The sequence below is a fragment of the Streptomyces sp. PL-29 genome (assembly GCF_058344425.1).
The window spans coordinates 362,186-375,540 of record NZ_CP136996.1 but is presented as its reverse complement, the minus strand read 5'-3'; the positions used below and the strand labels follow the sequence as shown (position 1 = coordinate 375,540).

11 protein-coding genes are annotated in these 13,355 nt (G+C 72.7%); 5 read left to right on the top strand and 6 right to left on the bottom strand.

Annotated elements, in window-relative coordinates:
- Positions 1–201 precede the first annotated feature (201 nt).
- The 3 genes from R4Z63_RS01755 to R4Z63_RS01745 form a co-directional block, all read right to left on the bottom strand.
- A complete protein-coding gene (locus R4Z63_RS01755) occupies positions 202–927 on the bottom strand; it encodes an anti-sigma factor (RefSeq protein ID WP_384444623.1) in 726 nt (241 codons plus the stop codon).
- Positions 924–1,535 carry a sigma-70 family RNA polymerase sigma factor gene (locus R4Z63_RS01750; protein ID WP_384444621.1) on the bottom strand — a complete coding sequence of 204 codons (612 nt, stop codon included), beginning with the start codon at positions 1,533–1,535 and terminating at the stop codon, positions 924–926. Before R4Z63_RS01750 ends, R4Z63_RS01755 begins: the two co-directional genes overlap by 4 nt.
- A gap of 99 nt (positions 1,536–1,634) precedes the next feature.
- Positions 1,635–2,642: a DUF1996 domain-containing protein gene (locus R4Z63_RS01745; RefSeq protein ID WP_384444619.1), complete on the bottom strand. Its 1,008-nt coding sequence runs from the start codon at positions 2,640–2,642 to the stop codon at positions 1,635–1,637.
- 229 nt (positions 2,643–2,871) lie between these two features.
- Here R4Z63_RS01745 and R4Z63_RS01740 point away from each other — a divergent pair, with 229 nt between their 5' ends.
- From R4Z63_RS01740 to R4Z63_RS01730, 3 genes are all read left to right on the top strand, one after another.
- A complete protein-coding gene (locus tag R4Z63_RS01740) occupies positions 2,872–3,633 on the top strand; it encodes a DUF1838 family protein (protein ID WP_384444617.1) in 762 nt (253 codons plus the stop codon).
- Positions 3,634–4,087: 454 nt separating this feature from the next.
- Positions 4,088–5,851: a S8 family peptidase gene (locus tag R4Z63_RS01735; RefSeq protein ID WP_078556490.1), complete on the top strand. Its 1,764-nt coding sequence runs from the start codon at positions 4,088–4,090 to the stop codon at positions 5,849–5,851.
- 234 nt (positions 5,852–6,085) lie between these two features.
- Positions 6,086–8,851 (top strand): helix-turn-helix transcriptional regulator, encoded by a 2,766-nt coding sequence (locus tag R4Z63_RS01730; RefSeq protein ID WP_037922130.1) that lies wholly within the window; start codon positions 6,086–6,088, stop codon positions 8,849–8,851.
- Between the two features lie 16 nt (positions 8,852–8,867).
- Here R4Z63_RS01730 and R4Z63_RS01725 read toward each other — a convergent pair whose 3' ends face one another.
- The 3 genes from R4Z63_RS01725 to R4Z63_RS01715 all read right to left on the bottom strand — a co-directional run bounded on the left by R4Z63_RS01725 (position 8,868) and on the right by R4Z63_RS01715 (position 10,711).
- Positions 8,868–9,791 (bottom strand): glycoside hydrolase family 19 protein, encoded by a 924-nt coding sequence (locus tag R4Z63_RS01725; protein WP_384450649.1) that lies wholly within the window; start codon positions 9,789–9,791, stop codon positions 8,868–8,870.
- A 141-nt stretch (positions 9,792–9,932) separates the two neighbouring features.
- Entirely contained in the window at positions 9,933–10,343 is a 411-nt protein-coding gene (locus tag R4Z63_RS01720) for a rodlin (protein ID WP_037922132.1), read from the bottom strand.
- Positions 10,344–10,519: 176 nt separating this feature from the next.
- Complete coding sequence (locus R4Z63_RS01715; protein WP_037922134.1) at positions 10,520–10,711, bottom strand: DUF5302 domain-containing protein; 192 nt, start codon at positions 10,709–10,711, stop codon at positions 10,520–10,522.
- A 217-nt stretch (positions 10,712–10,928) separates the two neighbouring features.
- On the opposite strand from R4Z63_RS01715, the gene R4Z63_RS01710 reads away from it, so the two are divergent.
- Complete coding sequence (locus R4Z63_RS01710; protein ID WP_384450644.1) at positions 10,929–12,290, top strand: FAD-dependent oxidoreductase; 1,362 nt, start codon at positions 10,929–10,931, stop codon at positions 12,288–12,290.
- 170 nt (positions 12,291–12,460) lie between these two features.
- Positions 12,461–13,123, top strand: a complete 663-nt coding sequence (locus R4Z63_RS01705; protein ID WP_037922138.1) for an NADPH-dependent F420 reductase — start codon at positions 12,461–12,463, stop codon at positions 13,121–13,123.
- Positions 13,124–13,355 lie beyond the last annotated feature (232 nt).

Sequence of the window (13,355 nt, the reverse complement as noted above, 5' to 3'; positions counted from 1 at the left end):
GACCATCGACGGATGGGGGTTCAAGTCCCTCCTGCGCCTCTTTCCATGGCGCGGTAGTTCAAAGGCAGAACACGTCGACCTCAGAATGATCCGCGACTCTTCAACGTGCCGGTGTGCGCAATTGGGTGGCAAAAAGGAGCCCGGGAGCTGGATATGCTCCCGGGCTCCGTCACGTCCGCGCCGAGGTCACCCGGTCAGAGGTCACACCGGGACGGACACGAAGGTCCGGCCGGCCTCGTTCTCGACCAGGACCGCCTTGACGTCGGCCCGGTCCACGGCCGCCGAACCGTCCAGTCCGGCGCCCTTGGCCTCGCCGTTCTCCTGGCTGCCCACGACCCAGCTGCCCGCGGTCGTGCGCTTGCCGTCCTTGGAGACCACGATCAGCCGGCAGCGCTCGCCCGCCGGCACTCCGGTGACCGCCGCCCGCAACCGCACCCACTGGGCGGCCGGCGTCATCTGTACGGTCATCCGCGCACCCGTGCCCGCATCGGTCGCGGAGTGCAGCGTGGTTCCCTTGGGTGGGGGAGAGGGGTCCGCCGAAGCGGTCGGCGATGGGGGCACCGGCAGCGCGACGGGGTCGGGATCGCCCCCGGCCAGTTGCGTACCAGCCCAGAACACGGCGGCCAGCGACGCCGCCACCGCCAGGCCCGTGAGCCCCGCACGACGGCGCGCCGCGCCCGCCCGCTCGCCCCGCATCTGCCGCAGGGTGCGCTGGAGCAGCAGGTCACCGCCCTGCGGCGGTCCGTCGAGGAACGCCTCCTCGGGCACCTCCCCCAGTGCCGCCTCCATCTCGCGCAACGCGGCCACCTCCTCCCGGCACTGCACGCATCCGCTCATGTGTTCCTCGACCCGGCGGACCTCCTCGGCGTCCAGGACGCCGAGCACGTACGGGCCGAGCAGTTCCTCCTCGTGCCGCTGCCGGTTCATGCCACCACCTCACGCAGTCCGGCCGGCTGCTGGGGCGGCCTGCCCGATCCTTTTCCGTCTCTTGTTCCGCCGTCCCGGAAGCCGTCGTCCCTGAAGACGTCGCGTAGGGCCTTGAGCGCGTAGTGCGAACGCGACTTGACCGTACCCGCCGGGATGCCGAGCGTGTCGGCGGCCTCCGCCACGCTCAGCTGCCGGTAGTACAACTCCTTCAGCACGTCGCGGTGTTCCGGGGACAGCCGGTCGAGAGCTCCCAGCACCGTCATGCTGTCCACCACCGAGTCGGCGTGGTCCGCCTCCACCGGGGGAGCCGCCGCGGAACCGGAGACCTCCGGGGGCCGGGCGGCCTTGGCCCGGTACCGGTCGGTGATGATGTTCCGGGCCACGGTGAGCAGCCAGCCGCGTACCGAGCCCTTCCCGTTGACGAGGACCTCGGAGTGCCGCCAGGCACGTATGAGGGTCTCCTGCACGACGTCCTCGGCGGCGGCCCGGTCTCCGGTCAGCCGGGTGGCGTACGCGAGCAGGGCGTGTCCGTGCTCCTCGTAGACCGACCTGATCAGCGCCTCATCGGTCGAGCCCCGCCGCGTGCGGGGCCACAGTGGTCCGGCCATCTCACCCTCTCCGTCTTCCTCGCTTGCGTGGTGCGGTCGGAACACGCCGGCGGCGCCGATACGGTTCATGTGACCTGTGTCACGCGAGGTTTCGGGCCGTCACGTCCGGCAGGCGCGGCCCTCGTTGAGGCACGCGACGACCGCGGCCATCTGCGGCTCGGTCATCGCGTTGACGAACATGGCGTGGTCGGTCCGCGGGCTGTGCCGTTGCTCGGGAAAGGAGTCGATGGCCATGGGCGCCCCCGGGGGGAGCGCGTAGGCGAGGGAGAGGCGGAGTTCGGGCACGGGGAAGGTGTCGGCGGGGCAGACTCCGTTGCCCCCGGGGAACAGCAGGTGCGAGCGGTGCCCGGGGCTCGCGGCGTCGAGGCCGTTCCAGCAGCTCGGGAAGACCAGGGTGCGGGTGACGCGTTCACCCTCGGGGCAGCGCGGGTAGCGGGTGGTGGAGCGTTCGGGGGAACCGGAGCATCCCCAGCGGGCCCGGACGTGGGCGTCGCCGCCGGAGGTGCGGGCGGCCGCGTCGCCCGTCATCGCGCGCAGGAAGGGCGGCATCGCCACGACCTTGCTCACCGGATTGCCCCGGAACTCGACCCGTACCGAGGCCTCCGGCACGATCTCACCGGTGTTCCCGTGTCCGGCGGACGTCTCGTGCGGGCGGGTGCCCGGCCGGTCCGGGCGGCGCAGGACGGGCCAGTAGTACGTCGACCGGTCGCCACCGGCGCAGCTCGTGGCGGCGGCGGCCAGCGTGCGGTCGGCCGACATCGCGTCCGCGGACAGGTTTCCCACGTAGGAGTGCGTGTGGTGGGCGCCGCCCCGCACGCCGGGCGAGACCACGAGGTTGTCCTCGTTGTAGTGCCCCTGCTCGTTGCGGCCGCAATCCACCAGCATGGACCCCGGCGAGCCGTCGCCGCGATCGGCGGGCGTGGCCGGAGCAACGGCGGGGGAGGGCGGGACCTGCCGTATGTCCACGTAGTCGGACGCCGCCGGGGCACCGGATTGCGCCCCGGTACGCGGACCGGCGGCGCGCGTGGCGCCGAGCACCGCGGCGGTCAGCCCACCGCCCAGGCTCAGGCAGATGACCAGAGCGAGCAGTCGGTGTCCATTCCCCATGGCGGTCACGGTTGCCGCTGCCGCCCCCGGCGTCAACCGGGCGACCGCATGGCGGTCGCCGAACCGCCGTTCACAGGGTCTGAGGTGGGGCGATGCACCGCACGGGACCGCAGGGCCGCCAGCCGACCCCGGCACCGCACCGACTGCGGGAGGCGGAGGCCGCCGTGGACGCCGTCGCGGTCCCGAAGGTCCCATGTCCGGCCGGTCGGCGACCGGACACAGTGGGCCCATGACACAGGCAGCGACACCCGCCGAGCTCCTGCACGCATTCGCCCGCACCCGCGCCCGGCTCGACGGCGGCGAGGTCACCTACTGGTGGACCGGCGACGTCCACTCCTGGGCGCCCGGGGAGCCCTACCGGCGACTCTTCGGCTTCGAAGGGCTCAACGTCTCCCGCCTCGTGGCGGACGAGGAGGACGGTGGCTACCGGCTGCTGTCCCGTGAGGCCGCGTTCTACCTGGACCCGGTGACCCGCGAGATCCTGGACACCTGGCAGGACAGGCCCGTCGTCCACGTCTGGAACGACCCGGCCAACCAGAAGTGGCGCCCCTTCCCGGTCCCCGTGACCGAGTTGGGCGACCAGATCTGCTTCAGCCTGGAGATCCCGCTCGCCTATCCTTCCCTGCTGCCCGTCGAGGAGTACCCGGACCACTCCGCCGACGACACCTACCGGGCGCTGGAGCTCTTCCAGTTCTTCGCACCCGCGACCGCCCTGACGGCCGGCGGGGTGAGCGTCCCGGCGACGATGTCCTGGACCCGCATGTCCCCGTGGCTGCCGTGGATGCGGCAGGGAGCACGCCCCGGCGGACTCACCTTCCACTGCCGCGGCCGCAAGCTCGACAGCTACGCGCAGGTGCCCGAACGCACCCGTGCGTACATCGCGGACCAGCACCCCGAGTTCGCCCACGCACCGGAGAGCTGGAGCGAGCCGAACGAGACGAGTTGGACGTACTTCCGCAGGCTCTGCCCGCCGGACCGCGCGCAGTCCTGAACGGCACCCCGGCCCCGCCGGTCCGGCCCCCGGCGGGCGATCTGCGACCCGCACCGCAAAACCCCTGACCACGCCCCCTGACGAGGGAAGCCGGGGGAGCCGCGGGGGGCGGACAAGGGTTTTCCCCGTATCCGGTTCATCCCCGCGTTGCCTACTGTCTGCCCACCGGCGATCTTCCCCGGGCAGGTGGCACACACTCCAACCCCACATGGCGTGTAGGCCTCCCACCGGGGGAAGCGGGCCGGGACCGCCGTTGCCCCTGCCTCGCCGTTGCGGCCGGGGTCAACGTGGCGTGCGGCGGAGGCCGGGGCGAGACCGACCAACTCGCTCCCGGCCCCGCAGCCGCCGGAACCTCCCACACTGCACCGAACCGGCCGGTCCGGCCTGCCCGGAAACGGCCCTCGAAAGGGATCACGTGCACGCAACGAGACGCAGGCTCATATCCGTGGTGGCCATGTCCGTCACCCTGCTCGCCGGCACCGCCACCGCCTCCGTGGCCGTGGCTTCCGAGACGCCCGCCGCGGCCCCCGCCGCCGCTCTCGCCCCGACCACGCCGGTCGAGAACCTGATCGTCGGCTACAAGCCGTCCGCCTCCGAGGCCAGCTCCAACAGCGCCGCCGCCGCAGACGCCGCCGCCAAGGGCAAGAAGGCCGGCAAGAAGGCGAAGTTCGACCGCCGCCTGGGCACCGGTGCCGCGCTGGTCAACCTCGGCGGGACGGTCGCGCCGACCGAGGCCGCCGACGTGATGGCCCAGTTCCGTGCCGACCCGGACGTCGCCTACGTCGAGCCGGACACCCGCGCCTACGCCACGGCCGTGACCCCGAACGACACCGAGTACGCCAAGCAGTGGGACCTCTTCGAGTCCACCGCGGGCATGAACGTCCCGGCCGCCTGGGACAAGACCACCGGCTCCGGCGTCACCGTCGCCGTGATCGACACCGGCTACGTCGCCCACTCGGACGTCGCGCCGAACATCGTCCCCGGCTACGACTTCATCAGCAGCGCCACCTACGCCCGCGACGGCGGCGGCCGCGACAGCAACCCCGCGGACGAGGGCGACTGGAACGCCACCGACGGCGAGTGCGGCGTCGGTTCCAGGGCGAGCAACTCGTCCTGGCACGGCACCCACGTCGCGGGCACCATCGCCGCGGCCACGAACAACTCCAAGGGCGTCGCGGGCATCGCGTACAACGCGAAGATCCAGCCCGTCCGCGTCCTCGGCAAGTGCGGCGGTTCCACCTCGGACATCGTCGACGCCATCACCTGGGCCTCCGGCGGCTCCGTCGCCGGTGTGCCGGCCAACGCCACTCCGGCCAAGGTCATCAACATGAGCCTCGGCGGCCCCGGCGCCTGCGGCACCAGCTACCAGAACGCCATCAACGCGGCCGTCGCCCGCGGCACGACCGTCGTCGTCGCCGCAGGCAACAGCAACGACGACGCGGCCGGCTACTCGCCCGCCAGCTGCAACAACGTGATCAACGTGGCGGCCAGCAACCGCGCCGGCGACCGCTCGTACTACTCCAACTACGGCTCGATCATCGACATCGCCGCCCCGGGCGGTGAGACCCGCCGCGCCACCGACACGCCCGGCACCGTCACCACCCCCGAGAACGCCATCCTCTCGACCCTGAACGCGGGCACCACCACCCCGGGCGCCGAGCTCTACAAGCCCTACCAGGGCACCAGCATGGCCGCCCCGCACATCGCGGGCCTCGCCGCGCTGATGAAGTCGGCGAACCCCGCGCTGACCCCGGCCCAGATCGAGACGGCGATCAAGAACAACGCCCGTCCGCTCGCCGGCACCTGCACCGGTGGCTGCGGCGCCGGTCTCGCCGACGCCGCCGCGACCGTCGCCGCCGTGACCTCGACGCCGACCGGCACGTACTTCGCGAACACCGCGGACTACGCCATCAGCGACTACACCACGGTGGAGAGCCCGATCACCGTCAGCGGCGTGACCGGCAACGCCCCGTCCGCCCTCAAGGTGGGTGTGAACATCGTCCACACCTACATCGGTGACCTCAAGGTCGACCTGATCGCCCCGGACGGCTCCGTCTACACGCTCCACAACCGCTCGGGCGGCAGCACCGACAACATCAACCAGGTCTACACCGTCAACGCCTCCTCCGAGGTCGCCAACGGCACCTGGAAGCTCCGGGTCAACGACAACGCCCGCGGCGACAGCGGCAAGATCGACTCCTGGAATCTCACCTTCTGAGACGACTGACGTCGACTCGGGGTCCGGGCCCAACTCCGCCTGACGGAGCGATAGTACGGACCAATAGAATCCCCGGGCCTGCCGATACTACGGGTATCGGCAGGTCCGCCGGGTTTTCGGTGCCACGTGACTGAATTCTGCGTCACAATGCGGCTCCAGCAGCCGCCCGACCTCGTATTCTCGCCTCTCACAGGAAGGCACAGGAGCCGGGGACCGGAAGGCTGGAGGCGGTGCGTGGCGGCGACGGGGCACGCTGACACAAGCGTCGGACACGGAGAACTGATCAAGGCGGTCGACCGCGCGCTGACGAACCACGGCCGGGCGCTTCTGACCGGACCCGCCGGCGCGGGCAAGACCGAGGTCCTGCGTGCCGTCGCGGCCGCCGCCGGAGCCCGGCGCGAGAGCGTCCTCGCCCTCGCGCCGGAGGCCGCGGACCGATGGATACCCGAGGCCTCCGCCGCGGCCCTCCTCGCCTCCGTCCCCGCGGCCGCCCTGGAGCAGCTCTCCGGCCCCCAGCGCACCGCCATCGCCCTCCTGCGCCGCGAGGCCGACGCGCCCGGTGCCGGACGCGACCACGTCGCCCTGCGCCTGGCCGTCGTCGAGGTGCTCCGCACCCTCGCCGCCCGCCAGCCCGTCCTCCTCGTCATCGACAACGCCCAGTGGCTCGACGCCGAGAGCACGGACCTCCTCCGCTTCGCCCTGCGCCTCACCCCGCCCCGCGTACGGGTCCTGGCCGCCGAACGGGTCCAGGGCGGAGCCCCCCTCGGCGCACCCCTCTGGGGCCCCGGCGTCCCCGCCGTGCGCGTGCCCCCGCTCGGCGCCGACGAGGTCGCCGAACTCCTCCTGCGCCACGGCCTGCCCGCCCGGCTCGCCGGACGCATCCACCAGGCCAGCGGCGGCAACCCGCGCCTGGCCCTGGCCCTCGGCCACTCCCTCGCCGAAGCCGCCGAGGCCCGCGACGGCAGCGCCCACCACGCCGACCCCCTGCCCGTCTCCGGACAGGCGCGCGAGGTCGCCCGCGGGCTCCTCGCCGGCGCCCCGGCCCGGGCCCGCCGCACCCTGCTGCTCGCCGCTCTCGCCTCCCGCCCGACCGTCTCCCTGCTACGACGGGCCGGCCGCCCCGACGCCGAGGCAGAGCTGGCCGAGGCGGAACGGGCCGCGCTGGTCAGGGTCGCGGAGGACGGCGCCGTCGAGTTCACCGCGGGAGCCCTGCCCACCGCGCTCGCCGCCGACGCGGGCTGGCCCGAACGTGCGGCCGGGCACGCCGCGCTGGCCGCCGCGGTCGACGACCCCGTCCAGGCCGTACGCCACCGGGCGCTGGCCACCGACACACCCGATCGGGGGCTCGCCGCCGAGATCACCGAGGCCGCCGCGGTCTGCCGCAGCCGCGGCCAGCGGGCCCTCGCCGCCGAACTGGGCCTGCTCGCGGCCGAACGCACGCCGTTCGGACTGCCCGGCGAGGAACTGGCCCGCCTCGTCACCGCCGCCGAGGACGCCGGCTGGGCCGGCCGCGCCGACCTCGCGAGGCGCGCCACCCGGGCCGTCCTGGCCCGCGACGCCTCGCCCGCCGACCGGGTACGCGCCCGGCTCGCCGTGATCGACGCCGCGGGCCAGGCCCTCGGCACGCTCGACGAGACCTTCGCGTACGCCATGGACGAAGCCGCCGGGGACCCCGCCCTGCAGGCCGCCGTCCAACTGCGGATCGCCTGGAAGCACAACCTCAGCGACGGCGACCCCGTCCGCTCCCGCGACGCCGCCGCCGCGGCCGGCGCCCTCGCCGCGCAGGGCGGCGACCAGACCGCCGAGGCCATGGCGCTGACCGTGCGGGCCCGCATGGGCCGCATCCTCGGGGACGCGGGAGCCGAGGAAATCCTCGACGAGGCCCTCGCCCTGCCCGCGCCCGAGGTGCCGCTCGGCATGCGCAACGCACCGCAGTACCTCGCCGTCCGGCACGCACTCTTCGACGACCGGCTCGCCGACGCCCGCCGCCAGCTGATGGTGCTGCTGCCGGCCGTCCGGCGGACCGGTTCGGCCGAGGACGTCTTCGAGGTGCTCCGCAGCCTCACCGAGGTGGAACTGCGCAGCGGCCGGTGCGAGGCCGCCTCGGCCCACGCCCGCAGGGCCCTGGAACTGACCATCGAGGCGGGCCTCTCGCCCGGCCCCGCCTGGTACGTCGCTGCGACGGCCGAGACCATGGGCGGCAGTTTCGCGCGCGCCGAGAGTTACGCGCGACGCGGCATCCAGGCCTCCCAGGAGGAACAGGACCAGGTCTTCCTCTCCCGCGGGCTGCACGCCCTCGGGCTGATCGAACTGGCCACGGGCGAAGCGGCGAAGGCCGTCGCCACCCTGCGCCGCGTCGCCGAACTGGAGGCCGCCCAGCAGGTGGTGGATCCCTCGATCCTGCGCTGGCACGGCGAACTCGCCGAGGCGCTGATCGCCGCGGACGCACCCGGCGAAGCCGCCGACCTGATCGGTCCCGTCCGCACGGTCGCCCTCGGGCTCGGCCGCACCGGCGTCGTCGCCGCCCTCGACCGGGCCCGCGCCCTCTGCCTGTCCGCGCAGGGCGAGGCGGACGCCGCCGTCCGGCTCCTGGAGGAGACGGCGCAGCGCTTCGACGGGCTCCGACTGCCGCTGGAGCGGGGCCGTACGTTGCTGGCCCTCGCCCGGGTGGAGCGCCGTCGCCGACGGCGGGCGCCGGCCCGGGCGGCGCTCCGGTCCGCGGCCGAGGTGTTCGAGCGGGCCGGGGCCGCGCCCTGGACTGCGCTTGCCCGGGAACCGGCTCCGGGCGACGCGGCGGGCTCTCCGGTCACCGCGGCCGCGACCCTGACCGAGGCCGAGAGCCGCCTGGCGCTCCTGGTCAGCCAGGGCGCGAGCAACCAGGAGGCCGCGGCGAAGCTGTTCCTCAGCGTCAAGACCGTCGAGTCCCGGCTGACCCGCATCTACCAGAAGCTGGATGTACGGTCACGGGCCCAGCTGGCCACCGCGCTGCGCACGCGGTGACCGCACGCACCCCGCGTCAGCAGCTCAGGTTGGCGCCCGGGGTGACGCCCAGCAGCTGGGTGAAGCTCTGGTACTTGGAGATCCGGCTCTGGACCTGGGCGGGGTTGCCGCCGTTGCACTCCAGGGCGCCGTTGATGGAGCGGATGGTCTCGCCGAAGCCCGCGCCGCCCACCATGGCGGCGTGAGCGGTCATCGTTCCCGGCCCGTTCTGCGTGTTCCAGTACCAGAGCGCCGTCTTCATGGCGACGGCCGGATCCTGCTCCACGAGGTAGGGGTTGGCCAGGAGGTTGATGCCGAGGGCGTCACCGGCTGCCTTGTAGTTGAAGTTCCAGCTGAGCTGGATGGGCCCTCGGCCGTAGTAGGCGGCCTGTCCGGCCGGACAGCCGTACGGCTGCGTCGCGTCGCAGTAGTGCGGGTAATTGGCGGTGTTCTGCTCCACGATGTGCACGAGGCCGCCGGTCTCGTGCGAAACGTTCGCGAGGAAGGCGGCGGCCTCGCGGCGTTTGACCGTGTCGTCGCCGGTCCTGGCGAAGCCGGGATAGGCGGACAGCGCCGCGACCAGGCCGTTGTAGGTGTAGAAGGGATTGCGGTTCGGGAACATCTGGTGGAACTGGGCCTCGGAGACGACGAATCCGGACGGGTCCGGGTCCGGGTCGGGGTCGGGGTCCTGGCCGCCCCCGCCGCAGGTGCCCTGGTCCGCCCACACGCCCCACTGGCCGGTGGTGCCGGGCGTCTCGCCCTGGGTCCACCACTTGGCCTGCCAGTTGCGACCGCCGTACGAGGCGCTCATGCCGTTGGTGTAGACGGCCGAGGAGGCCCACGGGGAGGCGCAGGGGGCCGCCGCGGCGGCGGGGGAGGACGGAAGGGCGATGGCGAGACCGGCCGTGACGGCCGCGGCGGCGACCAGGCTGAGGGCGCGGCGGCGAAGCGCACGAATCACGTAACTGCTCCTTCAGTGGGGGGACTTGCCGTGGGGGGCAACAGCGCCCACTGAAACGGAATGGTCTGAACCTGTCAAGGTCTAGACCAAAAGGAGCGCCGGTGTCACGCGTGTCGCGTGACACCGGCGCGGAAGACTCGATCAGCTGCCGGCGGAGAGGTTGCCGGACAGGACCGGGATGTTGCTGGCGATGTGCGAGAGGGACTCGTCGCCCTTGGCCTGGGTGGAGTTCTCCGCGCACTGCTGGTTCTGCGGGTTGGACAGGACGTTGACGTCCTGGACGCCGACGTTGGCGAGGACCGCGACCAGGGACTGGGCGTTGACCTTGGCCGGCAGGCCGACGCAGAGCTTGTTGAGGGAGCCCTGGATCGGGGCGAGCTGCGGGCTCTGGTTCCCGCGGGTCTCCGCGTTGCCGTAGATCTGCGCCGAGTCGTTGCCGTTCACGGTGCTGACGCCGTTGTCGTTGCCGATCGCCATCGCGGGCGAGGCGGCGGCGCCCGCGCCGAGCACGGCGGCGGTGGCGGCGGCGGTGGCCATGAACTTCTTGAGCATCTGGGGGATCCTTCGGTCGCGCTGTCGCATCGGATGGCTGCCCACGGCGGGGCGCGCTGATCAACTGCTGACGGCGCCCGGGGTTATGCCCCGTCACCCGAGTGGCCCAACGGACCGTCGGACCGGCCGGGCTCCGCCGTGGTGGCGGCGGGGCCCGGATCCCGGAGTGGGGAGGGTCAGCCGCTCTTGCGGCGGACCTTCTTGGTCTTGCCGCTCGCGGCGCTGCTGGAGCCCTGTACCTTGGCCCGGTTCTGGTGCGCCTGCTGGGAGTGGGCCTTCGCGGCGTTGCGCTCCAGGGCCTCCCGGAACCGGCGCTTGGCCGCTTCGGCCGGGGACTCGTCCTGCGGGATGCCTGCTTCGTCAGCCATTCGTCCTCCTGGAGTGATCAAGCGGCCCCAGTCTGTCAGTCGCCGTACCTGCTGACCAGCGAGTTCCTGGATGCCCCAAGGGTGCCTTGGGGAGGTTATAAGTTTGAGTTATGGGGGCATAAACCGGCACCGGGTGCCGGGTTAGGTTTACCTTCATTTAGGGTTCCCTTTGATCCGACGTGATCCACCCTGCCGTCGCTCGAAGGGAACCTCTGCCATGCCTCGCCCTCTGCGGGTAGCAATCGTCGGTGCCGGCCCGGCCGGCATCTATGCCGCCGACGCGCTGCTGAAGTCCGAGGCCGCCGTTGATCCCGGTGTGTCCATAGACCTCTTCGAGCGCATGCCCGCGCCCTTCGGCCTGATCCGCTACGGCGTCGCTCCCGACCACCCGCGGATCAAGGGCATCATCACGGCCCTGCACCAGGTGCTCGACAAGCCGCAGGTCCGCCTCTTCGGCAACGTCGACTACCCCGGCGACATCAGCCTCGACGAGCTGCGCTCCTTCTACGACGCCGTGATCTTCTCCACGGGCGCCACGGCCGACCGCGCGCTCTGCATCCCCGGTGTCGACCTCGACGGCTCCTACGGCGCGGCCGACTTCGTCTCCTGGTACGACGGCCACCCGGACGTGCCGCGGACCTGGCCGCTCGATGCCGAGAAGGTCGCCGTGCTCGGCGTCGGCAACGTCGCCCTGGACGTCGCGCGCATCCTCGCCAAGACCGCCGACGAACTGCTGCCCACCGAGATCCCGGCCAATGTCTACGACGGCCTCAAGGCCAACAAGGCCATGGAGGTGCACGTCTTCGGCCGCCGCGGCCCGGCTCAGGCCAAGTTCAGTCCGATGGAGCTGCGCGAGCTGGACCACTCGCCCCACATCGAGGTGATCGTCAACCCCGAGGACATCGACTACGACGAGGGCTCGATCGCCGAGCGGCGCGGGAACAAGCAGACCGACATGGTCGCCAAGACCCTGGAGAACTGGGCGATCCGCGACATCGGCGACCGGCCGCACAAGCTCTTCCTGCACTTCTTCGAGTCGCCCTCGGAGATCCTCGGCGAGGACGGCAGGGTCGTCGGTCTGCGGACCGAGCGCACCGAACTGGACGGCACCGGGAACGTCAGGGGAACCGGCCGGTTCACCGACTGGGACGTCCAGTCCGTCTACCGCGCGGTCGGCTACCTCTCGGACGAACTGCCCAAGCTTCCCTGGGACGTCGAGTCCGGCACCGTCCCGGACGAGGGCGGCCGTGTGATCGACGCCGGCGGCCACATGCAGTCGACATACGTGACCGGCTGGATCCGCCGCGGCCCGATCGGCCTGATCGGCCACACCAAGGGCGACGCCAACGAGACCGTCGCCAACCTGCTCGCCGACCACGCCGAGGGCCGCCTGGGCGCGCCGTCGTCCCCGGAGGCGGAAGCCGTCGAGTCCTTCCTTGCCGAGCGCGGCGTGCGCTACACCACGTGGGAGGGCTGGTACCGGCTGGACGCGGCGGAGAAGGCCCTCGGTGAGCCCCAGGGCCGTGCGCGCGTGAAGATCGTGGAACGCGAGGAGATGCTCGACGCGAGCGGCGCCTGATCGCTGCGGGCCGGGACCGGACGGGCCCGGCCCGTCCGTGCGAGCGGTGGCGGAGGGGAGGCCCGCCGCCGTCCCCCGTACGGGGGACGATTGCGCCGGAACGGAATTGTGGGCCGTGCAAGGGAGTTGGACACGAGCAGGACTCTGACCCCGCAGGCACTGGAGAGCTCATGAAGATCGGCATCATCGGCGCGGGCAACATCGGGGGCAACCTCACCCGCCGCCTCACCGCCCTCGGGCACGAGGTCGCGGTCGCCAACTCGCGGGGGCCCGAAACCCTCACCGCCCTCGCGCAGGAGACCGGCGCCACCCCCGTCACCGTGGCCGAGGCGGCGCAGGGTGCCGAGGTCGTCGTCGTCACCATCCCGTTCAAGAACGTGCCCGACCTGCCGGCAGGCGTCTTCGACGGCGCCGCTCCGGGCCTCGTGGTCATCGACACCGGCAACTACTACCCCCGGCAGCGCGACGGCCGGATCGCCGGCGTGGAGGACGAGGGACTGACCGAGAGCCGCTGGACCGAGCGGCAGCTCGGACGCCCCGTGATCAAGGCCTTCAACGGCACCTACGCCCAGGACCTCCTCGACCGGCACCGCCCGGCCGGTGCCGCGGACCGGATCGCGCTGCCCGTCGCGGGCGACGACGAGGCGGCGAAGAAGACCGTACGCGACCTCATCGAGGAGCTCGGCTTCGACACGGTCGACTCGGGCGGCCTCGACGACTCCTGGCGGCAGCAGCCCGACACCCCCGTCTACGGACTCCGGGAGGGCGTCGAAGGGGTCTCCCGGGCCCTCGCCGAGGCCTCCCCGGTACGCCCGGCGGCCTTCCGAGGCTGAGAGACGGCGGACCGCGGCCGGTAGGCGGCCGGCCGGTGGCAGCGGCCCTGTCCGGGCAACGGGACGGTGTCGGCCCCGCACCGGCTGCGGCAGAGCCCGTCCACGCTGACGCCTCTCGGAGGGCGGTCCGGCAGTGGGGGACACCGGCGGGCGGCGGGTCCGGAACGGGTCTGCGGGGGCTGCCCGGACCGCAGGGCGGCCGACCCGTGCGGGCCCCGTGGGCGGAAGTGGA

Excerpts from the sequence above, each read along its gene's own strand:
- R4Z63_RS01755 (WP_384444623.1), bottom strand. The coding sequence starts at position 927 with ATGAACCGGCAGCGGCACGAGGAGGAACTGCTCGGCCCGTACGTGCTC.
- R4Z63_RS01750 (WP_384444621.1), bottom strand. The coding sequence starts at position 1,535 with ATGGCCGGACCACTGTGGCCCCGCACGCGGCGGGGCTCGACCGATGAG.
- R4Z63_RS01745 (WP_384444619.1), bottom strand. The coding sequence starts at position 2,642 with ATGGGGAATGGACACCGACTGCTCGCTCTGGTCATCTGCCTGAGCCTG.
- R4Z63_RS01740 (WP_384444617.1), top strand. The coding sequence starts at position 2,872 with ATGACACAGGCAGCGACACCCGCCGAGCTCCTGCACGCATTCGCCCGC.
- R4Z63_RS01735 (WP_078556490.1), top strand. The coding sequence starts at position 4,088 with ATGTCCGTCACCCTGCTCGCCGGCACCGCCACCGCCTCCGTGGCCGTG.
- R4Z63_RS01720 (WP_037922132.1), bottom strand. The coding sequence starts at position 10,343 with ATGCTCAAGAAGTTCATGGCCACCGCCGCCGCCACCGCCGCCGTGCTC.
- R4Z63_RS01715 (WP_037922134.1), bottom strand. The coding sequence starts at position 10,711 with ATGGCTGACGAAGCAGGCATCCCGCAGGACGAGTCCCCGGCCGAAGCG.
- R4Z63_RS01710 (WP_384450644.1), top strand. The coding sequence starts at position 10,929 with ATGCCTCGCCCTCTGCGGGTAGCAATCGTCGGTGCCGGCCCGGCCGGC.
- R4Z63_RS01705 (WP_037922138.1), top strand. The coding sequence starts at position 12,461 with ATGAAGATCGGCATCATCGGCGCGGGCAACATCGGGGGCAACCTCACC.